Here is a 21,619-nt window from a genome sequence, read left to right as displayed (position 1 = left end):
GCCATGGGATTTGAATTCGATGCAGGCACCATCCGCGGCCTTGGCACGCTGGTGGTCGCCATCGCCTTTATCGGCCTGTCGCTGTGGGTATTCAACAACCGCCGCAATGCGGAATTCGAGCAGGCGCGCCTGCTGCCGTTTGCCGATGAACCTTCCCCACCCGACGCTCAAGCAGAGCCAGCCACAAGGAGCACTCGGCCATGACTACGTTCTGGAGTACATGGATCTGCGTATTGACCCTGGGCAGCCTGATCGGTCTGACCTGGCTGTTGGTCGGCACCCGCAAGGGCGAGACCAAGGGCAGCGTCGACCAGACCATGGGCCACGCCTTCGACGGTATCGAGGAATACGACAACCCGCTGCCCCAGTGGTGGTTCATGTTGTTCGCCGGCACCCTGGTGTTTGCCGTCGGCTACCTGATCCTCTACCCGGGCCTGGGCAACTGGAAAGGCGTACTGCCGGGCTATGAAGACGGCTGGACCCAGACCAAGGAATGGGACAAGGAAATGGCCAAGGCCGACGCCAGGTTCGGGCCGATCTTCGCCAAGTTCGCGGCCATGCCGGTGGAAGAAGTCGCCAAGGACCCGCAAGCGTTGAAGATGGGCGGTCGCCTGTTCGCCTCCAACTGCGCGGTATGCCACGGTTCGGACGCCAAGGGCGCCTATGGTTTCCCCAACCTGGCCGACAATAACTGGCGCTGGGGCGGCTCGGCTGAGGCTATCAAAGCCACCATCCTGAACGGTCGCCACGCGGCGATGCCGGCCTGGGGTGAAGTGCTGGGCGAGGACGGGGTGAAAAACGTCGCCGCCTACGTGCGCCACGACCTGGCCAAGCTGCCGTTGCCTGCTGACAACAGCGCAGACCTGGCAGCCGGGCAAGCCGCGTTCAACACCACCTGCGTGGCCTGCCACGGCCCACAAGGCCACGGTGTGGAAGCCATGGGCGCGCCTAACCTGACCGAGCCTGCCGGTTTTATCTACGGCACCAGCCTGGCGCAGCTGCAGCAGACCATCCGCCATGGTCGCCAGGGCCAGATGCCAGCCCAGGATGTGCTGCAAGGCAATGACAAGGTGCACCTGCTGGCGGCTTACGTGTACAGCTTGTCCCATAACGCTGAAGGTGCAACGCCAGACAGCGCGACCGAGTAACCGCTGCCCCGGCCCGGGGCGGCAACCCGTTTCACTGTAGGAGCGAGCTTGCTCGCGAAGAACATCAGAGCGCCGCGTTTATACTGGATAAGCGTGGTGCCCTCAGGTTCTTCGCGAGCAAGCTCGCTCCTACAGGGATCCGGTGTTGTTTTCATTTGCGCGACCAAGTGTCGCACCCCTTCCAAGCCCACCTTTCCCCTCCTCCTATTCGGGTCTACGCTTGTTCCCACAGTGGACCATTCCTGGCCTACGCGACGGTAGCCGTTGCGCCCCTGAAATTTCCTGTCCACTCGATCAGCTTTCTATTTTGGATTTTGTCCCTACGCCAAACATGGAAAGGGCGCAGAATCTGGCGTGGAACGCATTGATCCAGGTCAGCCATTGCGTTGCAATGGCCCCTCGCTTTCTACATACTTGCGACCGATTTTACCTATAAAAAAACCTAAACCGTGGAACCTTAGAATGAGCACAGCAATCAGTCCGACTGCTTATAACTATAAGGTAGTCCGCCAGTTCGCCATCATGACGGTGGTCTGGGGGATCCTTGGCATGGGGCTCGGGGTGTTCATCGCCTCGCAACTGGTTTGGCCGCAATTGAATTTCGACCTGCCCTGGACGACCTTCGGCCGCCTGCGCCCGCTGCACACCAACCTGGTGATCTTCGCCTTCGGCGGATGTGCACTGTTTGCCACCTCCTACTATGTCGTGCAGCGCACCTGCCAGACGCGACTGATCTCCGATGGCCTTGCCGCATTCACCTTCTGGGGCTGGCAGGCGGTCATCGTCGGCGCCATCATCAGCCTGCCCCTGGGCTACACCACCACCAAGGAATACGCCGAGCTGGAATGGCCGATCGCCATTTTGCTTGCCATCGTGTGGGTGACCTACGGCCTGGTGTTCTTCGGCACCATCGTCAAGCGCAAGACCAAGCACATCTACGTGGGCAACTGGTTCTACGGCGCCTTTATCGTGGTCACGGCGATGCTGCACATCGTCAACCACGCCTCCCTGCCGGTGAACCTGTTCAAGTCCTACTCGGCCTACTCCGGTGCGACGGACGCGATGATCCAGTGGTGGTACGGCCATAACGCCGTAGGCTTCTTCCTCACCACCGGCTTTCTGGGGATGATGTACTACTTCGTGCCCAAGCAGGCCGAGCGTCCGATCTATTCTTATCGCCTGTCCATCGTGCACTTCTGGGCGCTGATCACCCTGTACATCTGGGCCGGCCCTCACCACTTGCACTACACCGCCTTGCCGGATTGGGCACAGTCCCTGGGCATGGCGATGTCGATCATCCTGCTGGCACCAAGCTGGGGCGGCATGATCAACGGCATGATGACCCTCTCGGGCGCCTGGCATAAGCTGCGCACCGACCCGATCCTGCGGTTTTTGGTGGTGTCTTTGGCGTTCTACGGCATGTCGACCTTCGAAGGGCCGATGATGGCGATCAAGACCGTCAACTCGCTGTCCCACTATACCGACTGGACCATCGGCCACGTGCACGCTGGCGCTCTCGGTTGGGTGGCGATGATCTCCATCGGCGCGCTGTACCACATGATCCCCAAACTGTTCGGCCGCGCGCAGATGCACAGCGTCGGGCTGATCAATGCGCACTTCTGGCTGGCCACTATCGGCACCGTGCTCTACATCGCCTCGATGTGGGTCAACGGCATCACCCAGGGCTTGATGTGGCGTGCGATCAACGATGACGGCACCCTCACCTACTCCTTCGTCGAAGCGCTGCAAGCCAGCCACCCGGGCTTTATCGTACGTGCCCTGGGCGGTGCGTTCTTTGCCAGCGGCATGCTGTTGATGGCCTACAACGTGTGGCGCACCGTGCGTGCCAGCGACGCTGTTGAAGCCGAAGCCGCCACCAAGATCGCCGTTGTGGGAGCTCACTGATGAAGCATGAAGTCGTCGAGAAGAACATCGGCCTGCTGGCCTTCTTCATGGTCATCGCCGTGAGCATTGGCGGCCTGACCCAAATCGTCCCGCTGTTTTTCCAGGACGTGACCAACAAGCCGGTCGAAGGCATGAAGCCACGCACCGCCCTTGAACTGGAAGGCCGCGACGTCTACATCGCCAACGGTTGCGTGGGCTGCCACTCGCAGATGATCCGCCCCTTCCGCGCCGAAACCGAACGCTACGGCCACTACTCGGTTGCCGGTGAAAGCGTGTGGGACCACCCGTTCCTGTGGGGTTCCAAACGCACCGGCCCGGACCTGGCCCGTGTGGGTGGGCGCTACTCCGATGACTGGCAGCGTGCGCACCTGTACAACCCGCGCAACGTCGTGCCGGAGTCGAAAATGCCGGCGTACCCGTTCCTCGTGGAAAACAAGCTCGACGGCAAGGACACCGCCAAGAAGATGGAAGTCTTGCGCACCCTGGGCGTGCCCTACACCGACGAAGACATCGCCGGTGCGGCCGCCGCCGTGAAGGGCAAGACCGAAATGGACGCATTGGTGGCCTACCTGCAAGGCCTTGGCACCATCATCAAAAGCAAACGGTGACCTTCATGGATATCGGGATGATTCGTGGCCTGGGCACCGTTGTGGTGATGGTGGCCTTTATCGGCCTGGCGTTGTGGGTGTTCAGCCCACGGCGCAAGTCGGAGTTTGACGACGCGACCATGCTGCCCTTCGCAGATGACCCCGAAGCCATCAAGCGCGTCGAGCAAGCTTCTAGGAGTAACAAAGAATGACTACGTTCTGGAGTCTGTACGTCACAGTCCTCAGTCTGGGTACCATCTTCGCCCTGACCTGGCTGCTGCTGTCGACCCGCAAGGGCCAGCGCACCGAGCAGACGGACGAGACCGTCGGCCACTCGTTCGACGGCATCGAGGAGTACGACAACCCGCTGCCCAAGTGGTGGTTCATGCTGTTTGTCGGCACAATCGTCTTCGCCCTTGGTTACCTGGTGCTCTACCCTGGCCTGGGCAACTGGAAGGGCCTGCTGCCAGGCTACAACTACCTCGACAACGACAAGCAAACCCCCTTCGCCAACGGCCAGACCGGCTGGACCGGCGTGCACGAATGGGAAAAGGAAATGGCCAGGTCGGAAGCCAAGTTCGGGCCGATCTTCGCCAAGTTCGCGTCGATGCCGATTGAAGAAGTCGCCAAGGACCCACAAGCCTTGAAGATGGGCGGCCGCCTGTTCGCCTCCAACTGCTCGGTGTGCCACGGCTCCGACGCCAAGGGCGCCTACGGTTTCCCCAACCTGACCGACGCCGACTGGCGCTGGGGCGGCGAACCCAACACCATCAAGGAAACCATCATGAAGGGCCGGCACGCGGTGATGCCAGGCTGGGCTGAAGTCATCGGCGAGCAGGGCGTAGCCGACGTAGCAGCCTTTGTAGTGACCAACCTCGACGGCCGCAAACTGCCGGAAGGCGCCAAGGCCGACGTGGCCAACGGCGAGAAACTCTTCGCCGCCAACTGCGTGGCCTGCCACGGCCCGGCGGGTAAAGGCACGCCAGCGATGGGCGCGCCCGACCTGACGCATCCGGGTGCGTTCATCTACGGTTCAAGCTTTGCGCAACTGCAACAGACCATCCGTTATGGCCGCCAGGGCCAGATGCCGGCGCAGGAGCAGTTGCAAGGGAATGACAAGGTGCACCTGCTTGCGGCGTATGTATATAGCTTGTCTCATGGGGATAAGAAGGCTGAGGAGCAGTAAGACCTCTGAAACAAATGGAGCCCCGCGCAGCGAATGCTGGCGGGGCTTTTTTGTTCTGGCGCCGAACCTTGCAAAGCCAACTCTACCGTTCGTAACCTCAACCTTGCCGCGCGCACTCGCCAAGTAGTAACGTAACTACATTAAGTCCAGCGAAGGGGGCCTACCCCATGACCATCACGACCATTTCCAGCCGCGAATTCAATCAAGATACAAGTGGTGCCAAAAAAGCCGCCCGCAAAGGGCCGGTTTTTATCACTGATCGCGGCAAGCCTGCCCATGTACTGCTAAGCATTGAGGAGTACCAGAAGCTGACAGGTCTGAACGCCGACATTGTCGACCTGTTGGTGATGCCGGAAGCGGCCGATATCGACTTCGAAACCGAACGTGCCGTGATCATTCATCGACCCGTGGACTTTTCTTGATGTATCTACTCGACACAAATGTGATCTCTGAACTGCGTAAACCTCAGGCTGATGCAAATGTCGTGGCTTGGGCAAAAAGCGTAGTAGCGCCGCGCATGTTTATTTCGGCGATCACGCTGAAGGAACTGGAAACCGGAGTCCTGCGAATTGAACGGCGAGACCCGGTTCAGGGGAAGGTGTTGAGAACCTGGCTCAAGCGTCATGTAATGCCCGCCTTCGATGCCAGAATCCTGCCCGTCGATGCAGCAGTCGCGTTGCGTTGCGCGCACTTGCATGTACCCGACCAAGCCAACGAAAGCGATGCATTGATTGCCGCAACCGCGCTGGTTCACGGACTCACCGTAGTCACGCGCAACGTCAGCGACTTCAAATCGAGTGGCGTGCCACTGTTCAATCCATGGGACGAATGACCGGCTTACTGGCAAAAACCGTCCATACTTGCCAAGTCAATTGATCCAGATCACGTACACCATCAATTGATTTCCCCCAACGCGACCAAAGGTCGCACCCTTTGCACACCCTCGGGGGCGTATCATTAGGCCACTGCAACACCCTTAATTTGACCCCGGTTGGCACGTACTGGCCGAGGCAAATCTCCACCGCCGTGGGATGCAATGATGAGCGACCAGATACCGGTACATAACGTTACCCCGCCTGCCAAGACCGTCGACCTCTACGCTTCGAGAGAGAAGATTTACACCCGCGCCTTCACTGGCTTGTTCCGCAACCTGCGCATGGTCGGCGGTGCCGCTCTGTTCCTGCTCTACTTCGGCACCGTGTGGCTGAACTGGGGCGGTCACCAGGCGGTGTGGTGGAACCTGCCGGAGCGTAAGTTCTTTATTTTCGGTGCAACGTTCTGGCCCCAGGATTTCATCCTGCTCTCGGGCATTCTCATTGTGGCGGCATTTGGCCTGTTCTTTATCACCGTGTACGCCGGGCGCGTGTGGTGCGGCTATACCTGCCCGCAAAGCGTATGGACATGGATCTTCATGTGGTGCGAAAAGGTCACCGAAGGCGACCGCAACCAGCGCATCAAGCTCGACAAGGCGCCGATGAGCGCCAACAAGTTCCTGCGCAAGTTCAGCAAGCACAGCCTGTGGCTGCTGATCGGCTTTGCCACCGGCATCACCTTCGTCGGCTACTTTTCACCGATCCGCGAACTGGTATTCGATTTCTTCACCGGCCAGGCCGATGGCTGGTCATATTTCTGGGTGGGTTTCTTCACTCTCGCCACCTACGGCAACGCCGGCTGGCTGCGTGAGCAGGTGTGCATCTACATGTGCCCCTATGCGCGCTTCCAGAGTGTGATGTTCGACAAGGACACCTTGATCGTGTCCTATGACCCGCGCCGTGGCGAAGTGCGTGGGCCACGTAAAAAGGGTACCGACTACAAGGCCCAAGGCCTGGGCGACTGCATCGACTGCACGATGTGCGTGCAGGTGTGCCCTACCGGTATCGATATCCGCGACGGGCTGCAAATCGAATGCATCGGCTGCGCCGCCTGTATCGATGCCTGCGATAACATCATGGACAAGATGGAGTACCCACGCGGCCTGATCAGCTACACCACCGAACACAACCTGTCGGGGCAGAAAACCCATAAGCTGCGCCCGCGCCTGATCGGTTACGCCCTGGTGTTGCTGGCGATGATCAGCCTGTTGGTGGCGGCCTTCTTCATGCGCTCGCTGGTGGGTTTCGACGTCAGCAAGGACCGCGTGCTGTACCGCGAGAACGCCGAAGGGCGCATCGAAAACGTCTACAGCCTGAAGATCATGAACAAAGACCAGCGCGACCACACCTACGTGCTCGACGCCGCTGGGCTGCCCGACCTCAAGCTGCAAGGCCGGCGCGAAATCAAAGTGGCCGCCGGCGATATCGTCAGCATGCCAGTGGAGTTGTCGAGTGCGCCGGAGCAGTTGCCGTCGAGCACCAACGAGGTGACCTTCATCCTCGAAGACGCCGATGACACCAGCGTTCATATTGAAGCCAAGAGCCGATTCATCGGCCCACAAGTCCGTTAACAGGGAACATACCCATGCCCGCAACTACTGCCGCCAGCCCTTGGTACAAGCACCTCTGGCCCTGGATCATCATCGCGATCCTGGCCTGCTCGGTGACCCTGACCTTGTCCATGGTGACCATCGCGGTGAATAACCCGGACAACCTGGTCAACGACAACTACTACGAGGCCGGCAAAGGCATCAACCGTTCCCTGGACCGCGAACGCCTGGCCCAGACCCTGCAACTGCGCGGCAAGCTGCACCTGGACGAACTGACCGGCGAGGTCGAGCTGCAACTGACTGGCTACAGCAATCCGAAAACCCTGGAGCTGAACCTTATCTCCCCGACCCAGCCAGAGAAGGATCGCAAGATCAACCTCACCCGCAGCGACAGTGAGCAAGGCCGCTACATCGGCCAGGTCACCGACAAGGTCGAAGGTCGCCGTTTCGTGGAACTGCTTGGCGTGGAGGGCGGCAACACCTGGCGCCTGTTCGAAGAAGAAGAGGTCAGCCACGACAAGGACTTGCTGCTGGGTGACGAACCGTTACAGGGCGCTGAAGACCTGAAGAAGTAGACGATGATCGTTCCCACGCTCTGCGTGGTAACGCCTTGCTGGACGCTCTGCGTCCGCTTTGTGACGCAGAGCGTCACGGGCAACATTCCCACGCAAAGCGTGGGAACGATCTGCGGAACTGAGCAATGACCCAACCCACCCCCTGCTACCACTGCGCCCTACCCGTCCCCTCCGGCAGCCGGTTCACCGCCCAGATCCTGGGCGAACGCCGTGAACTCTGCTGCCCGGGCTGTCAGGCCGTGGCCGAGGCGATAGTGGCCGGCGGGCTGGAAAACTATTACCAACACCGCAGCGAAGCCTCGGCCAACCCCGAGGCGCTGCCCGTGCAATTGGTGGACGAACTGACGCTGTACGACCGCGCCGATGTGCAAAAACCTTTTGTGCGCCATCAAGGCGACCTGGCCGAAACCACCCTGCTGATGGAAGGCATCAGTTGCGCCGCCTGCGGCTGGTTGATCGAGAAACACCTGCGCAGCCTGCCTGCCGTGGCCGAAGCGCGATTGAACCTGTCCAACCACCGCCTGCACGTGCGCTGGGCCGATGGGCAATTGCCGTTGAGCCAACTGCTCAGCGAGCTGCGCCATATCGGTTACGCCGCCCACCCTTACCAGGCCGACCGCGCCGCCGAACAATTAGCCAGCGAAAACCGCCTGGCCCTGCGACAACTGGGGGTCGCTGGTTTGCTGTGGTTCCAGGCCATGATGGCAACCATGGCCACCTGGCCGGAATTCAATATCGACCTGAGCCCGGAATTGCACGTCATCCTGCGCTGGGTGGCGATGTTTCTGACCACGCCCATCGTGTTCTACAGCTGCGCGCCCTTCTTCAAAGGCGCCCTACGTGACCTGCGCACGCGCCACCTGACCATGGACGTGTCGGTGTCCCTGGCGATTGGCGGCGCGTACCTGGCTGGCATCTGGACCGCGATCACTGGCGTAGGCGAGTTGTATTTCGATGCCGTGGGCATGTTTGCCCTGTTCCTGCTGGCCGGGCGCTACCTTGAGCGCCGCGCCCGGGAGCGCACTGCCGCAGCCACTGCCCAACTGGTCAACCTGTTGCCCGCCTCCTGCTTGCGCCTCAAGGATGATGGACAGAGCGAACGCATCCTGCTCAGCGAGTTGGCGCTGGGTGATCGTGTGCTGGTGCATCCCGGTGCGGTGCTGCCGGCGGATGGCGTAATTCTCGACGGCCAATCCAGCATCGATGAATCCCTGCTGACCGGCGAGTACCTGCCGCAACCTCGGCGTACGGGTGACAGCGTCACGGCCGGCACGCTGAATGTCGAAGGCGCGCTCACCGTCCAAGTGCGCGCCCTGGGGCATGACACGCGCTTGTCCGCCATCGTGCGCCTGCTGGAGCGCGCCCAGGCCGAGAAGCCGCGCCTGGCACAGATCGCCGACCGCGCTGCGCAGTGGTTCTTGTTGTGCTCACTGATCGCCGCCGCGCTGATCGGCCTGCTGTGGTGGGAGCTGGACCCATCCCGAGCGTTCTGGATTGTGCTGGCGATGCTGGTGGCGACCTGTCCGTGCGCCCTGTCCCTGGCCACGCCCACCGCGCTCACCGCCGCCACCGGCACCTTGCACAGTCTCGGGTTGCTGCTGACCCGCGGCCATGTGCTCGAGGGCCTGAACCAGATTGATACGGTGATTTTCGACAAGACCGGCACCCTCACCGAAGGGCGCCTGGCGTTGCGCGCCATTCGGCCCTTGAGTGCGCTGGACAGCGACCAATGCCTGGGCCTTGCCGCCGCCCTGGAGAACCGTTCCGAACACCCGATTGCCCGTGCCTTCGGCCGTGCGCCGCTGGCCGCTGATGAAGTGCTGAGCACTCCAGGCCTGGGCCTGGAAGGTCGTGTGGGAGAACGTCTGTTGCGCATCGGCCAGCCGGGTTTTGTCTGTGAACTCAGTGGCTGCGCGATTCCCGCCTCGCCGGACGAGGCCGGGCAATGGCTGCTGCTGGGCGACCACAGCGGTGCCCTGGCCTGGTTCGTACTGGATGACCGCCTGCGCAGCGACGCACCCGCCTTGCTCGCCGCATGCAAGGCGCGGGGCTGGCGCACGCTGCTACTCTCGGGGGACAGTTCGCCGATGGTGGCCAGTGTCGCTTCTGAGCTGGGTATCGACGAAGCCCACGGCAGCCTGCGCCCTGACGACAAGCTGCAGGTACTGCAAAACCTGCACAAAGAAGGTCGCAAAGTGTTGATGCTCGGCGATGGGGTCAATGATGTGCCAGTGCTGGCCGCTGCCGATATCAGTGTGGCGATGCGCTCGGCCACCGACCTTGCGAAAACCAGCGCCGATGCGGTGCTGTTGTCCAACCGCCTGGATGCGCTGGTGCAGGCCTTCAGCCTGGCGCGGCGCACTCGCCGGGTGATCATCGAGAACCTGTTGTGGGCCGGGTTGTACAATGGGCTTATGCTGCCGTTTGCCGCCCTGGGTTGGATCACGCCCATCTGGGCGGCGATCGGCATGTCCATCAGTTCGTTGACCGTGGTGCTCAACGCGTTGCGCCTGACTCGCCTGCCGAGCGCGCAAGCCCCGGGCACCGCCCCACTAACCCGCCCGCTGCCGGCCTGAGCCGCGCGGGCATGGAGTACAGATGCCAGCTCTCTACGTGATGATTCCGGCGGCACTGCTATTAGTGGGTGTGGCCATCTACATCTTCTTCTGGGCCGTGGACAGCGGCCAATACGAAGACCTCGATGGCCCGGCCCACAGCGTGCTGTTCGACGACCAGGACCCGAACCACCTGGCCGCCATCGACGAAGCCAACAGCCCCGAGCAGCCGCCCAAAGAGCCCCCTCATGCTTGAGCTGGCGCCCTTGCTGGTCTCGGCGCTGATCCTCGGCCTGCTCGGCGGCGGCCATTGCCTGGGCATGTGCGGCGGACTGATGGGCGCGCTGACCCTGGCGATCCCCAAGGAACAACGCAGCCGCCGTTTTCGCCTGCTGCTGGCGTATAACCTGGGGCGCATCCTCAGCTATGCAACCGCCGGCTTACTGATCGGCCTGGCCGGCTGGGCAGTGGCCAACAGCCCGGCGGCGATGTTCATGCGAGTGCTTGCCGGGCTGCTGCTGATCTGTATGGGCCTGTACCTGGCCGGCTGGTGGAGCGGCCTCACCCGTATCGAAAGCCTGGGACGCGGCCTGTGGCGGCATCTGCAGCCGGTGGCCAACCGTTTGCTGCCGGTGTCCAGCCTGCCGCGAGCCTTGCTGCTGGGCGCGCTGTGGGGCTGGTTGCCGTGCGGGCTCGTCTACAGCACCCTGCTATGGGCGGCGAGCCAGGGCAATGCACTGGACAGCGCCTTGCTGATGCTGGCGTTCGGGCTGGGCACCTGGCCGGTGCTGCTGGCCACCGGGCTGGCCGCCGAACGGGTGACGGCGTTATTGCGCAAGCGCAGCGTGCGTGTGGCCGGTGGCGTGCTGGTGATGATCTTCGGTCTCTGGACCTTGCCTGGCCCCCACCAGCACTGGCTCATGGGGCATTAACAGGCCCTGTGGCATAGCGCCGCTCCCCGTTGATGCAAATCAAGATGCCTGCACCGCCCTGCCCCTAGACTCGGCCCACTAGCCAATCCGGGGGACCGCCCGCATGCTCGACGCCATTCGTTGGGACACAGATCTGATTCACCGCTACGACTTGGCGGGGCCGCGCTACACGTCCTACCCCACCGCCGTACAATTTGACAGCCAGGTCGGCACCTTCGACCTGCTCCACGCCCTGCGTGACAGCCGCAAGGCCGTGCGGCCACTGTCGCTGTATGTGCATGTGCCGTTCTGCGCCAACATTTGCTACTACTGCGCCTGCAACAAGGTGATCACCAAGGACCGTGGCCGCGCCCAGGCCTACCTGCAGCGCCTGGAGCAGGAAATCCAATTGGTGGCCTGCCACCTCGACCCGCAGCAGCCCGTGGAGCAACTGCATTTCGGCGGCGGTACGCCAACCTTTCTCAGCCACGATGAACTGCGCCAGGTGATGAAATGCCTGCGCCAGCATTTCAATTTGCTGGAGGACGACTCGGGCGACTACGGCATCGAAATCGACCCGCGCGAAGCCGACTGGGCCACCATGGGCCTGCTGCGCGAACTGGGCTTCAACCGCGTGAGCATTGGGCTGCAAGACCTCGACCCCGAGGTGCAACGGGCGGTCAATCGCCTGCAAAGCCTGGAAGAAACCCGCGCCGTGATCGATGCAGCGCGCACCTTGCAATTTCGCTCGATCAATATCGACCTGATCTACGGCCTGCCCAAGCAGTCGCCGTTGAACTTTGCGCGCACCGTGGAAGAAGTCATCCGCTTGCAGCCTGACCGCCTGTCGGTGTTCAACTACGCGCACCTGCCGGAACGCTTCATGCCCCAACGGCGGATCAACACCGACGACCTGCCCTCGCCGGCAGAAAAACTGCTGATGCTGCAAACCACCATCGAACAACTGACCCAGGCCGGTTACCGCTACATCGGCATGGACCACTTTGCCCTGCCGGACGACGAACTGGCGGTGGCCCAGGAAGAAGGCAAGCTGCAGCGCAATTTCCAGGGTTACACCACCCACGGGCACTGCGACCTCATTGGGTTGGGGGTGTCGGCGATCAGCCAGATCGGCGACCTGTATTGCCAGAACAGCAGCGACCTGAACCAGTATCAGAACGCTTTGGCGGGCGCGCAGTTGGCGACCAGCCGCGGCCTGGTCTGCACCACCGACGACCGCTTGCGCCGGGACGTGATCCAGCAACTGATCTGTAATTTCAACCTGGCATTCGAGGGGATCGAACAGGCGTACAACATCGATTTTCGCGGCTACTTTGCCGAGCTATGGCCACAATTGCAGACCATGGCTGACGATGGCTTGATTGAACTCGACGTCCAGGGCATTCGCGTGCTGCCGGCCGGGCGCTTGCTGGTGCGCTCGGTGTGCATGGTGTTCGATGCCTACCTGGAGCACCAGAACAGGCAACGGTTTTCGCGGGTTATCTAAAGGCCCTTATTTCATGGCCAAGCTGGCGGCCTTGACTGCATCACCGGCACTCATGTCTTTCATCGCCTTGGTCAGGGACGCCTGGGCGCTAGTCAAGCTGGCTTGCAGTGCGCTCAACGCTGACTGCAGCCCGGAGAGTCGGGCACGGGCCTGTTCAGGGCTGAGATTTCTGTCGGCCATTACCGCAGCCATCTCGGCCTGTTTCTCGGCAATCTGCTTTTTGATCTCACGAATCATCTTCAGCAGATTCTTGACGTTGTCCGCCAAGCCACTGTCGTCGATGTCACTGTTTGAGGTTTTCTCAGCCGCCGCCGCTTTCATCGCAGCACCGGAAATGGTCACTGACACCGCAGGCTTGGCTTCATCCGTCGGCGCAACCGCAGCAGCATCGGTCGCGGCAGCCTTCTTGGTTTCGGGCAGTGCCTGGATCTGGGTACGTGAAGCCAGTTGTGTACTGAGGGATAACATGGTCTGAGCCACCGCGTTGGTATTCGATGGCAGTGCTATCGGCCGTTTCGGGCAAATCTTTACTTCGCGACAGGTTTTTGTACAGGCTGGCCTCCGTGGCCCCCAGTGCGTTACCCTTACGTCTTATGTGTGTTTTCCCACAAGGATTTAAGAAATGTCCGAGCCAGTCAAACTGCGCGCTCACAGCCAGGCCCATTGCAAGGATTGCAGCCTGGCCCCCCTCTGCCTGCCACTTTCATTGAATCTGGAAGACATGGATGCGCTGGACGACATCGTCAAACGCGGCCGCCCGCTGAAAAAAGGCGAGTTTCTGTTTCGCCAGGGCGACAAGTTTGATTCCGTCTATGCAGTACGTTCGGGCGCATTGAAGACCTTCAGCCTCAGCGACGGCGGCGAAGAGCAAATCACCGGTTTCCACCTGCCCAGCGAGTTGGTCGGGCTGTCGGGGATGGACACCGAGATTCACCCGGTGTCGGCACAGGCCCTGGAGACGACGTCGGTGTGCGAAATTCCTTTCGAGCGCCTGGATGAATTGGCCCTGCAACTGCCGCAATTGCGCCGCCAATTGATGCGCGTGATGAGCCGCGAGATTCGTGACGACCAGCAAATGATGCTGCTGCTGTCGAAGAAAACCGCCGACGAGCGCATCGCCACGTTCCTGGTCAACCTGTCGGCGCGCTTCCGTGCCCGTGGGTTCTCGGCCAACCAGTTCCGCCTGAGCATGTCGCGCAATGAGATCGGCAATTACCTGGGCCTGGCAGTGGAGACCGTGTCCCGCGTGTTTACCCGCTTCCAGCAGAACCAGTTGATTGCCGCAGAAGGTAAAGAGGTGCATATCCTCGACCCGATCCAGCTGTGTGCATTGGCTGGCGGTTCTCTGGAGGTCTGACCCAGACTGCGGCCGCGCCAATCGGCGAGGCCGCAGGTATACTTCGGGTCCGTTTTCCGCTCTGGACTCCTCGACGATGACCTTTGATTCGTTCGACATCAAATCCCTGATTCGCCCCGTCATCGACTTCCCCAAGCCTGGGGTGATCTTCCGTGACATCACGCCGCTGTTCCAATCGCCCCGCGCCTTGCGCCTGGTAGCCGACAGCTTTGCCCAACGCTATGTCGAAGCCGACTTCACCCATATCGGTGCGATGGATGCCCGTGGCTTCCTGATCGGCTCGATCATCGCCTACCAGCTCAACAAGCCGCTGATCCTGTTTCGCAAGCAAGGCAAGCTGCCGGCGGACGTGCTGGCCGAGGGTTACCAGACCGAGTACGGCGAAGCCTTCCTGGAAGTGCACGCCGACAGCCTGTGCGAAGGCGATTCTGTGCTGATGTTCGATGACCTGATCGCCACCGGCGGCACCCTGATTGCGGCGGCGAACCTGGTGCGGCGCATGGGGGCAAAGATTTTTGAGGCTGCGGCGATTATTGATTTGCCAGAGCTGGGTGGCTCGCAGCGTTTGGCAGACATGGGGATTCCGACGTTTTGCCTGACGCAGTTTGGGCTGACTGAGAGATAAGCGTCGTCAGTACTGCCGTCATCGCGGGCAAGCCCGGCTCCCACCTTGGAATGCATTCCCCTGTGGGAGCCGGGCTTGCCCGCGATGAGGCCCGAAAGAACACCCCGGTTTACAACCCCATCTGCTTACTGATGATCTCATTCATCACTTCACGCGTCCCGCCACCAATCGACAGAATCCGGTTATCACGATACAGCCGCTCCACCAGGCTGCCACGCATATACCCCTGCCCACCCAGTATCTGCACCGCGTCATACGTCACTCGATCAGCGGTATCGGTGGCCAGGTTCTTGGCCATGGAAATCTCTTTGATCACACTCTTGCCAGCGGCCATCTTCGCAGCCTGCCGATAGGTGAACTCACGGGAAACCTCCACCGCGGTAGCCATTTCCGCCAGGCGATGCTTGAGCACCTGGAATTTGCCGATGGGTTTGCCGAATGCTTCACGCTGGGCGGCCCACTGGAGGCTTTCCTCCAAGGCCAGTTGCGCGGTCATGTTGGCCATCAAGGCCAAGGCCAGACGCTCGCTCTGGAAGTTGCCCATGATGCAGGCAAAGCCCATGTTCTCGACGCCGATAAGATTGCCCACTGGCACGCGGCAATCGTCGAAGAACAACTCGGCGGTGTCCGACGCCCACCAGCCCATCTTCTTCAGTGGCTGGCCGACGGTAAAACCGGGGGTGTCTTTTTCGATCAGCAGCAGGCTGATGCCGCCAAAGCCCGGCCCGCCTGTGCGCACGGCCACGGTGTAGAAATCAGCGCGAATGCCGCTGGTGATAAAGGTCTTGGCGCCGCTCACGCGGTAATGCTCGCCCTCACGCACTGCGCGGGTTTGCAGGTTGGCCACATCTGAGCCGCCGCTGGGCTCGGTGACCGCCAGGGCGATGATCTTTTCGCCAGCCAGCACCCGAGGCGCTATGCGCTCACGCACGTCGGGCCGGGCCCATTTGACGATGGGCGGCAGGCCGATATCCAGGGAGCCGAGCCCCGCCACCACCCCACCGGAGCCGCAACGCATCAGTTCTTCGCTGGCAGCGACCTTGGCGAACAGATCGCCTTCGTGGCTGCCACCCAGGGTTTCGGGGTAGCCAATGCCTAGAATCCCCGCCGCACCGGCCTTGAGGTAGAGCTCGCGAGGAAAGCTTTGCGCCTCCTCCCACTGCTCGATGCCGGGCAACATCTCACGCTCGACGAAGCGGCGCACGCTGTCGCGGACCAATTGGTGGCTGGGATCGAAGTATTCCTGATAGGCAGACATCGGCAAGCTCCATGGCGGGATGGAGCGAACTTACCAAGCGCTTGCTTGGTTATCAAGTCATGTGTCTGCGCTAACCCTGTAGGAGCGAGCTTGCTCGCGAAAACCGTCAACGATAACGCGTGCTTCCTGCGTGAACACGGCGCCTATTGGTTTTTCGCGAGCAAGCTCGCTCCTACAGGGTTAGGAAGTCCCAGATTGCAGTGGGTTTTAGAGGGCGATGGGTTTGCGGCCTGCGAACGAGTGCGCCAAGGTACCGCCATCCACCAGCTCCAACTCCCCTCCCAACGGCACGCCATGGGCAATCCGCGAAGTGATCAAGCCTTTGTTGGTCAGCAGTTGGGCAATGTAGTGCGCGGTGGCTTCACCTTCCACCGTCGGGTTGGTCGCCAGGATCACTTCAGTAAAGGTGCCCTGCTCTTGTATCCGCGTCACCAGTTGTGGAATACCGATGGCTTCCGGCCCCAGGCCATCGAGCGGCGACAGGTGGCCCTTGAGTACAAAGTAACGCCCGCGATAACCAGTCTGCTCCACGGCGTACACATCCATCGGCCCTTCCACCACGCACAGCAATGTGTCGTCGCGACGCGGGTCGGCGCATTGCGGGCAGAGTTCTTCTTCAGTAAGGGTGCGGCACTGGCGGCAGTGGCCCACGCCTTCCATGGCCTGGCTCAAGGCCTGGGCCAGGCGAGTGCCGCCGCTGCGATCACGCTCCAGCAGTTGCAGCGCCATGCGCTGGGCAGTTTTCTGGCCGACACCGGGCAAAGTGCGCAAGGCGTCGATCAGTTGGCGAATCAGGGGGCTGAAGCTCATGGGCGAAGGGTCCGACAAAACAACGAGACGCGGTTTATACCCGCGCCCCGGATTAGCGTCAAATACTCAATCCTGCGCGACGCGCACCACCAACTTGCCGAAGTTGCGTCCTTCGAGCAGGCCGATAAAGGCTTCGGGCGCCTGCTCCAGTCCATCGACCACGTCCTCGCGGAACTTGATCTTGCCCTCGCGCACCCACGGCGCCATGGCACTGAGGAACTCCGGCTGGCGGTCGCCATAGTCGTCGAACACAATAAAGCCCTGGATGCGTACCCGCTTGGTCAGCAAGGTGCGTTGCAGCGCCGGCAAACGGTCGGGGCCGCTGGGCGCTTCATGGGCGTTATAGCCGGCGATCAACCCGCACAGCGGCACGCGCGCCTTGGGGTTGAGCAAAGGCAGCACAGCATCGAAGACTTTACCGCCGACGTTTTCAAAGTAGATGTCCACGCCTTTGAAGCAGGCCAGGGCCAGTTCATGGGCGAAATCTTCGCTCTTGTGGTCGATACAGGCGTCAAAGCCCAACTCATCCACCACATAGCGGCATTTGTCCGCGCCACCGGCAATGCCCACCACGCGCAAGCCTTTAAGCTTGGCCACCTGGCCCACCACCGACCCCACCGCGCCCGACGCAGCCGCCACCACCAGGGTTTCCCCGGCCTTGGGCTGGCCGATATCCATCAAGCCCATATAGGCCGTCATGCCCGGCATACCCAATACGCCCAAGGCCATCGACGGACTCGGCAGGCCCTTGGGCAGCGGGATCAGGTTATGGCCTTCGCAAATGCAGTGGCTTTGCCAGCCAGTGGCGCCGACCACCAGGTCGCCCACTTCGAATTTCGGGTTGCGCGATTGCTCGACACGGCTGACAGCCCCACCGGTCATCACTTCACCGATTTCCACGGGGGCTGCGTAGGACGGCGCGTCACTCATGCGTCCACGCATGTAGGGGTCCAAAGACAGGTACAGGGTCTTGAGCAGCACCTGGCCGTCTGCCAGGTCCGGCAGGCTTACACGTTCCAGGCGAAAGTTTTCCGGCGTGGGTGCGCCTTGAGGGCGTGAGACCAGAACGATGCGTTGGTTGAGCGTCATTTCTTGAGGCATCAGCGGGGCTCCTTTATCGGTGAATGGTTTCAACGGTATAGGGTGCAGACCATCGGTGAAGGCTTGGGGTTCGATGTTTCGACCGCGCAAAAAAAATGCCAGGCGCGATGCCTGGCATTTGAGTCTAGCTAAAAGCGTGTGTCAGAACGGCAGTTTCATGCCCGGTGGCAGTTGCATGCCAGCGGTCACGCCGGACATTTTGTCCTGGCTGTTGGCTTCGATCTTGCGCACAGCGTCATTGACGGCTGCGGCGAACAGCGCTTCGAGCATTTCCAGGTCATCTTCACCCACGCCCGGCAATACGCTTGGGTCGATGCTGACACGCTTGATGTCGTGACGACCGGTCATCACCACGCTGACCATATCGCCACCGGCTTTACCGGTGACTTCGGCGTTGGCCAGCTCTTCCTGCATCTTGGCCATTTTTTCCTGCATCTGCTGCGCCTGCTTCATCAGGCCGGCCATGCCACCTTTCATCATGGGAATCACCTCAAAAGTACGTGGATCAATGAGTAGCCCGGAGTCATGACGCTTGGGACACCGGGGCTTCGACAGGTTCAATAGTATCGTGGCGGACGACCGCACCGAACTGTTGCATCATTTGTTGGATAAGCGGATCTGCGTGGATCGAATCCTCGGCCTCGCGCTGGCGGTTAAGGCGCCGACGGGTCGCGGCCTGGGCCGGGGTTTCCTGCTCGGGCTTGATCAGTTCGATGGCGATAGTCAGCGTGCGCCCGCGGTATTGGTTGAGCGCATCGTTGAGCCGGCGCTGCTGGGTGGCGTTGAACAAGGCGCTATGGGCCGGGTCCAGGTGCAGCAGCCAGTGGTCGCCTTCGATGGAAATCAGGGTGCAGTTGGCGGCGATACTGCCGGTCATGCCGGAGATCGGCAATTTCGGAAACAATTCCAGCCATTGCAGGGCCAGGCCGGTAGCCGGGGCCGCGGCAGGTTCTGCCTCGGGCTCGGGCGCAGGTTCGGCGGTGTGTTCGCTGGCCAAGTCGTCCAGGTAGCTGTAAGCCGAATCCATGTCCGGCTCGATATAGTCTTCGTCCAGCGGCGGTTCGTCGTCCAGGTCAATGCCTGGGGTGGCCGCGTCAACCTGGGCGACCGTCGGCTCGGGAACCGGTGCCGATACCCACTCAGGGGCATCCGGCACCACGCTGTCCGGAGTCGGCGCAGGCATCGGCGTCAGCTCGGGTTGCTCGCCCGTGGTTTCCAGCACGGGCTCTACCGAGGGCTGTTGCTCGGGTTCTACTTGCGCTTCGACCGGGTCATTCCAGGGCAAGTCGACCACGGGCGCGGGCTCGATGACCGGCTCGGGCTCGACCACCGGTGCGACGGCAACCGGCGCAGGTTCGGGCTCAGGTGCCGGCGCAACCGGCTCAGGCGCAGCAACTACTGGCGCAACAACGGCCGCGCCAGCCACGGGTTTGGCGGAATCAACTGTGGCCTGGCTGATCCCCACTGGCTTTAGCGGCTGTCTCGGCGCGTCTGCCGAATCTGCTGGCCGGAACGCCAGCATGCGCAGCAGCACCATTTCAAAGCCACCCCGCGGGTCGGGTGCCAGGGGCAGGTCGCGGCGGCCGATCAGGCCCATCTGGTAGTAGAACTGTACGTCTTCGGCCGGCAAGGCCTGGGCCAGGGCCAATACGCGATCACGGTCGCCATGGCCGTTGTCGACGCCTTCCGGCAGGGCCTGGGCGATGGCAACGCGGTGCAGTACGTTGAGAATTTCCGAGAGCACACCGTTCCAGTCCGGGCCTTGCTCCGACAGGTGGCGCACCGCTTCGAGCAACGCCTTGGCGTCACCCTCGATCAGCGCGTGCAGCACGTCGAACACCTGGCCGTGGTCCAGGGTACCGAGCATCGCGCGCACGTCGGCAGCCATGACCTTGCCTTCACCGAAGGCGATGGCCTGGTCGGTGAGGCTCATGGCATCGCGCATCGAACCGTCGGCGGCGCGGCCCAGCAACCACAGTGCGTCGTCTTCGAACGGTACGTTCTCGACGCCCAGCACATGGGTCAAATGCTCGACCACACGCTCGGGGGTCATGTTTTTCAGGGAGAACTGCAGGCACCGCGACAAAATCGTTGCCGGAAGTTTCTGCGGGTCGGTGGTGGCCAGGATGAACTTGACGTAGGGCGGCGGCTCTTCCAGGGTTTTCAACAAAGCGTTGAAGGAATGGCTGGACAGCATGTGCACTTCGTCGATCAGGTAGACCTTGAAGCGGCCACGGCTCGGCGCGTACTGCACGTTATCCAGCAGCTCGCGGGTGTCTTCGACCTTGGTACGGCTCGCGGCGTCGATCTCGATCAGGTCGACGAAACGCCCTTCGTCGATCTCACGGCACACCGAACAGGTGCCACAAGGCGTCGAGGTGATACCGGTTTCACAATTCAGGCACTTGGCGATGATGCGCGCAATCGTGGTCTTGCCCACCCCGCGTGTACCGGTGAACAGGTAGGCGTGGTGCAGCCGTTGGCTGTCCAAGGCATTGATCAGAGCCTTGAGCACATGGGTCTGGCCGACCATTTCGCGGAACGAGCGCGGGCGCCATTTACGTGCAAGAACCTGATAACTCATCGAAAACCGTCGCAACTGGGAAGCGGAAGCCGGTAATGCTAGCGGAGCAAGGGGGAAATTGCATCCGGCACGCTCGTCTAATCTGACGAAGCCTGTTCAATTGGCCTTTCAGAGGGCGTCTTCGGGCGTTCTGCCAGCACGCTTGAACACCAGCGCCCTTCCAGACTGATAGCGGCAACGCTGGCCAGCACGATCACCGCGCCCAGCATCACCTGCAGGGCAACGTGCTCACCGAGCAGTGTGGCAGCCATCAGCATCGCAACCGGTGGGATCAGGTACATCGCCACCGACGCGCGACTGACCTCGACGTGCTTCAACACGTAACCCCAGGCCAGATAGGCCAAGGCGCTGGGAAAAATGCCCAGCACCAACACGGCGAGATTCTGCGCCATCGGTGCCTGCACGATGGCGACGGGCAGGCCCGGCAGGTTCACGCACAGCATCAGGGTGCCAGACCACACCATGTAGCACGCCATGGTCAACGGGCTGTAGCGCTGGGCATGATGCCGCTGTATGGCGAAGTACACACTCCAAGAGCAGGCCGCCAGCAAGATCAGCAAACCTCGCGGGTTGAGATCGCCCATGCCCTGGTCGCCCCAGATCACCACCAGCACGCCGGCCAACCCCAACAGCACGCAGCCCCACCGCCAGGCGCTGACCCGCTCCTTCAAGCAGAAAAACGCGATCAACACACTGAACAGCGGCGCCGACTGCGCCAACACACTCGACGCTGCCGCCGTCACCCATTGCTGCCCGTAATTGAGACTGGTGTGGTGCAGGAACACCCCGAAAAAACCCAACACCAACAGCCACGGCACGTCGCGCAACGGTGGCCGTCCAATTCCCACCACCCAGGCCACACCGCCCATGAATACCGACGCGATCAGAAACCGCAGCAGCGCCAATTGGCCGGGGCTATAACTGTGCAGCCCCATGTGCACGCCGATGGGCGAATACGCCCAACAGAGGATAACGCTGGCAATGACTAGCGTAAGCTTCAGAGGTGACGGAGTATTCATCGACAGCATCCACGCAAAAGGAATGCAGCCAGTCTTGGCCCAGGCCAGGCGTAGGACAATTAAGCGTTT

At 61.5% G+C, this 21,619-nt stretch carries 23 protein-coding genes; 16 read left to right on the top strand and 7 right to left on the bottom strand.

Features of this window, described 5'->3' with window-relative positions:
* The first annotated feature begins 3 nt into the window (after positions 1 to 3).
* From TX24_RS03940 to hemN, 14 genes are all read left to right on the top strand, one after another.
* Entirely contained in the window at positions 4 to 204 is a 201-nt protein-coding gene (locus tag TX24_RS03940) for a cbb3-type cytochrome oxidase subunit 3 (RefSeq protein ID WP_003193161.1), read from the top strand.
* Positions 201 to 1,148: a cytochrome-c oxidase, cbb3-type subunit III gene (gene ccoP, locus TX24_RS03935; protein ID WP_003193162.1), complete on the top strand. Its 948-nt coding sequence runs from the start codon at positions 201 to 203 to the stop codon at positions 1,146 to 1,148. Before TX24_RS03940 ends, ccoP (TX24_RS03935) begins: the two co-directional genes overlap by 4 nt.
* A 462-nt stretch (positions 1,149 to 1,610) precedes the next feature.
* The gene (gene ccoN / locus TX24_RS03930) at positions 1,611 to 3,053 is read left to right on the top strand and encodes a cytochrome-c oxidase, cbb3-type subunit I (protein ID WP_057709751.1); all 1,443 of its coding nucleotides are present in this window, start codon (positions 1,611 to 1,613) and stop codon (positions 3,051 to 3,053) included.
* Entirely contained in the window at positions 3,053 to 3,661 is a 609-nt protein-coding gene (gene ccoO / locus TX24_RS03925) for a cytochrome-c oxidase, cbb3-type subunit II (protein ID WP_003193167.1), read from the top strand. Before ccoN ends, ccoO begins: the two co-directional genes overlap by 1 nt.
* A gap of 5 nt (positions 3,662 to 3,666) precedes the next feature.
* Positions 3,667 to 3,852, top strand: coding sequence for a CcoQ/FixQ family Cbb3-type cytochrome c oxidase assembly chaperone (locus TX24_RS03920; RefSeq protein ID WP_057709750.1), 186 nt, complete (start codon positions 3,667 to 3,669; stop codon positions 3,850 to 3,852).
* Positions 3,849 to 4,826, top strand: coding sequence for a cytochrome-c oxidase, cbb3-type subunit III (ccoP, locus tag TX24_RS03915; RefSeq protein WP_003193173.1), 978 nt, complete (start codon positions 3,849 to 3,851; stop codon positions 4,824 to 4,826). The genes TX24_RS03920 and ccoP (TX24_RS03915) overlap by 4 nt, the downstream gene beginning before the upstream one ends.
* A gap of 167 nt (positions 4,827 to 4,993) precedes the next feature.
* Positions 4,994 to 5,248: a type II toxin-antitoxin system Phd/YefM family antitoxin gene (locus TX24_RS03910; RefSeq protein ID WP_003193175.1), complete on the top strand. Its 255-nt coding sequence runs from the start codon at positions 4,994 to 4,996 to the stop codon at positions 5,246 to 5,248.
* Complete coding sequence (locus TX24_RS03905; RefSeq protein WP_003193176.1) at positions 5,248 to 5,658, top strand: type II toxin-antitoxin system VapC family toxin; 411 nt, start codon at positions 5,248 to 5,250, stop codon at positions 5,656 to 5,658. Before TX24_RS03910 ends, TX24_RS03905 begins: the two co-directional genes overlap by 1 nt.
* A gap of 207 nt (positions 5,659 to 5,865) precedes the next feature.
* On the top strand, positions 5,866 to 7,269 hold the full coding sequence (gene ccoG, locus TX24_RS03900) for a cytochrome c oxidase accessory protein CcoG (protein WP_032900812.1): 1,404 nt from the start codon (positions 5,866 to 5,868) through the stop codon (positions 7,267 to 7,269).
* A gap of 14 nt (positions 7,270 to 7,283) precedes the next feature.
* Positions 7,284 to 7,823, top strand: a complete 540-nt coding sequence (locus TX24_RS03895) for a FixH family protein (RefSeq protein WP_003193179.1) — start codon at positions 7,284 to 7,286, stop codon at positions 7,821 to 7,823.
* Between the two features lie 125 nt (positions 7,824 to 7,948).
* Positions 7,949 to 10,399 (top strand): heavy metal translocating P-type ATPase, encoded by a 2,451-nt coding sequence (locus TX24_RS03890; protein WP_057709749.1) that lies wholly within the window; start codon positions 7,949 to 7,951, stop codon positions 10,397 to 10,399.
* 22 nt (positions 10,400 to 10,421) lie between these two features.
* Positions 10,422 to 10,634 carry a cbb3-type cytochrome oxidase assembly protein CcoS gene (gene ccoS, locus TX24_RS03885; RefSeq protein ID WP_003193184.1) on the top strand — a complete coding sequence of 71 codons (213 nt, stop codon included), beginning with the start codon at positions 10,422 to 10,424 and terminating at the stop codon, positions 10,632 to 10,634.
* Positions 10,627 to 11,310: a sulfite exporter TauE/SafE family protein gene (locus TX24_RS03880; protein ID WP_032895833.1), complete on the top strand. Its 684-nt coding sequence runs from the start codon at positions 10,627 to 10,629 to the stop codon at positions 11,308 to 11,310. Before ccoS ends, TX24_RS03880 begins: the two co-directional genes overlap by 8 nt.
* A gap of 103 nt (positions 11,311 to 11,413) precedes the next feature.
* Positions 11,414 to 12,796 (top strand): oxygen-independent coproporphyrinogen III oxidase, encoded by a 1,383-nt coding sequence (gene hemN / locus TX24_RS03875; protein WP_003193186.1) that lies wholly within the window; start codon positions 11,414 to 11,416, stop codon positions 12,794 to 12,796.
* A 6-nt stretch (positions 12,797 to 12,802) separates the two neighbouring features.
* On the opposite strand, the gene TX24_RS03870 is transcribed toward hemN, so the two are convergent.
* Positions 12,803 to 13,264 (bottom strand): hypothetical protein, encoded by a 462-nt coding sequence (locus TX24_RS03870; RefSeq protein WP_003193188.1) that lies wholly within the window; start codon positions 13,262 to 13,264, stop codon positions 12,803 to 12,805.
* A gap of 154 nt (positions 13,265 to 13,418) precedes the next feature.
* Between TX24_RS03870 and fnr the strand changes: the two genes are divergently transcribed.
* Positions 13,419 to 14,153 carry a fumarate/nitrate reduction transcriptional regulator Fnr gene (fnr, locus tag TX24_RS03865; RefSeq protein WP_005790290.1) on the top strand — a complete coding sequence of 245 codons (735 nt, stop codon included), beginning with the start codon at positions 13,419 to 13,421 and terminating at the stop codon, positions 14,151 to 14,153.
* 76 nt (positions 14,154 to 14,229) lie between these two features.
* The gene (locus tag TX24_RS03860) at positions 14,230 to 14,778 is read left to right on the top strand and encodes an adenine phosphoribosyltransferase (RefSeq protein WP_003193191.1); all 549 of its coding nucleotides are present in this window, start codon (positions 14,230 to 14,232) and stop codon (positions 14,776 to 14,778) included.
* Positions 14,779 to 14,887: 109 nt separating this feature from the next.
* Here TX24_RS03860 and TX24_RS03855 read toward each other — a convergent pair whose 3' ends face one another.
* The 6 genes from TX24_RS03855 to TX24_RS03830 all read right to left on the bottom strand — a co-directional run bounded on the left by TX24_RS03855 (position 14,888) and on the right by TX24_RS03830 (position 21,550).
* On the bottom strand, positions 14,888 to 16,036 hold the full coding sequence (locus TX24_RS03855; protein ID WP_057709748.1) for an acyl-CoA dehydrogenase family protein: 1,149 nt from the start codon (positions 16,034 to 16,036) through the stop codon (positions 14,888 to 14,890).
* A gap of 207 nt (positions 16,037 to 16,243) precedes the next feature.
* Entirely contained in the window at positions 16,244 to 16,846 is a 603-nt protein-coding gene (recR, locus tag TX24_RS03850) for a recombination mediator RecR (RefSeq protein WP_003193195.1), read from the bottom strand.
* Between the two features lie 66 nt (positions 16,847 to 16,912).
* Positions 16,913 to 17,947, bottom strand: a complete 1,035-nt coding sequence (locus TX24_RS03845; RefSeq protein WP_003193196.1) for an NADP-dependent oxidoreductase — start codon at positions 17,945 to 17,947, stop codon at positions 16,913 to 16,915.
* 141 nt (positions 17,948 to 18,088) lie between these two features.
* Positions 18,089 to 18,427, bottom strand: coding sequence for a YbaB/EbfC family nucleoid-associated protein (locus TX24_RS03840; RefSeq protein ID WP_003193199.1), 339 nt, complete (start codon positions 18,425 to 18,427; stop codon positions 18,089 to 18,091).
* Positions 18,428 to 18,470: 43 nt separating this feature from the next.
* Positions 18,471 to 20,531, bottom strand: a complete 2,061-nt coding sequence (gene dnaX / locus TX24_RS03835) for a DNA polymerase III subunit gamma/tau (protein ID WP_057709747.1) — start codon at positions 20,529 to 20,531, stop codon at positions 18,471 to 18,473.
* A 77-nt stretch (positions 20,532 to 20,608) separates the two neighbouring features.
* Positions 20,609 to 21,550, bottom strand: coding sequence for a DMT family transporter (locus tag TX24_RS03830; RefSeq protein ID WP_003193201.1), 942 nt, complete (start codon positions 21,548 to 21,550; stop codon positions 20,609 to 20,611).
* Positions 21,551 to 21,619: the final 69 nt, after the last annotated feature.

This window comes from Pseudomonas lactis, from assembly GCF_001439845.1.
GTDB classification, from domain to species: Bacteria; Pseudomonadota; Gammaproteobacteria; order Pseudomonadales; family Pseudomonadaceae; genus Aquipseudomonas; species Aquipseudomonas lactis.
The sequence above is the reverse complement of the archived record's forward strand: the minus strand, read 5'-3'. Positions and strand labels throughout refer to the sequence as shown.

Bases quoted from the DNA above. Each gene is read 5' to 3' on its own strand.
- TX24_RS03940 (WP_003193161.1), top strand. From the start codon at position 4: ATGGGATTTGAATTCGATGCAGGCACCATCCGCGGCCTTGGCACGCTG.
- ccoP (WP_003193162.1), top strand. From the start codon at position 201: ATGACTACGTTCTGGAGTACATGGATCTGCGTATTGACCCTGGGCAGC.
- ccoN (WP_057709751.1), top strand. From the start codon at position 1,611: ATGAGCACAGCAATCAGTCCGACTGCTTATAACTATAAGGTAGTCCGC.
- ccoO (WP_003193167.1), top strand. From the start codon at position 3,053: ATGAAGCATGAAGTCGTCGAGAAGAACATCGGCCTGCTGGCCTTCTTC.
- TX24_RS03920 (WP_057709750.1), top strand. From the start codon at position 3,667: ATGGATATCGGGATGATTCGTGGCCTGGGCACCGTTGTGGTGATGGTG.
- ccoP (WP_003193173.1), top strand. From the start codon at position 3,849: ATGACTACGTTCTGGAGTCTGTACGTCACAGTCCTCAGTCTGGGTACC.
- TX24_RS03910 (WP_003193175.1), top strand. From the start codon at position 4,994: ATGACCATCACGACCATTTCCAGCCGCGAATTCAATCAAGATACAAGT.
- TX24_RS03905 (WP_003193176.1), top strand. From the start codon at position 5,248: ATGTATCTACTCGACACAAATGTGATCTCTGAACTGCGTAAACCTCAG.
- ccoG (WP_032900812.1), top strand. From the start codon at position 5,866: ATGAGCGACCAGATACCGGTACATAACGTTACCCCGCCTGCCAAGACC.
- TX24_RS03895 (WP_003193179.1), top strand. From the start codon at position 7,284: ATGCCCGCAACTACTGCCGCCAGCCCTTGGTACAAGCACCTCTGGCCC.
- TX24_RS03890 (WP_057709749.1), top strand. From the start codon at position 7,949: ATGACCCAACCCACCCCCTGCTACCACTGCGCCCTACCCGTCCCCTCC.
- ccoS (WP_003193184.1), top strand. From the start codon at position 10,422: ATGCCAGCTCTCTACGTGATGATTCCGGCGGCACTGCTATTAGTGGGT.
- TX24_RS03880 (WP_032895833.1), top strand. From the start codon at position 10,627: ATGCTTGAGCTGGCGCCCTTGCTGGTCTCGGCGCTGATCCTCGGCCTG.
- hemN (WP_003193186.1), top strand. From the start codon at position 11,414: ATGCTCGACGCCATTCGTTGGGACACAGATCTGATTCACCGCTACGAC.
- TX24_RS03870 (WP_003193188.1), bottom strand. From the start codon at position 13,264: ATGTTATCCCTCAGTACACAACTGGCTTCACGTACCCAGATCCAGGCA.
- fnr (WP_005790290.1), top strand. From the start codon at position 13,419: ATGTCCGAGCCAGTCAAACTGCGCGCTCACAGCCAGGCCCATTGCAAG.
- TX24_RS03860 (WP_003193191.1), top strand. From the start codon at position 14,230: ATGACCTTTGATTCGTTCGACATCAAATCCCTGATTCGCCCCGTCATC.
- TX24_RS03855 (WP_057709748.1), bottom strand. From the start codon at position 16,036: ATGTCTGCCTATCAGGAATACTTCGATCCCAGCCACCAATTGGTCCGC.
- recR (WP_003193195.1), bottom strand. From the start codon at position 16,846: ATGAGCTTCAGCCCCCTGATTCGCCAACTGATCGACGCCTTGCGCACT.
- TX24_RS03845 (WP_003193196.1), bottom strand. From the start codon at position 17,947: ATGCCTCAAGAAATGACGCTCAACCAACGCATCGTTCTGGTCTCACGC.
- TX24_RS03840 (WP_003193199.1), bottom strand. From the start codon at position 18,427: ATGATGAAAGGTGGCATGGCCGGCCTGATGAAGCAGGCGCAGCAGATG.
- dnaX (WP_057709747.1), bottom strand. From the start codon at position 20,531: ATGAGTTATCAGGTTCTTGCACGTAAATGGCGCCCGCGCTCGTTCCGC.
- TX24_RS03830 (WP_003193201.1), bottom strand. From the start codon at position 21,550: ATGAATACTCCGTCACCTCTGAAGCTTACGCTAGTCATTGCCAGCGTT.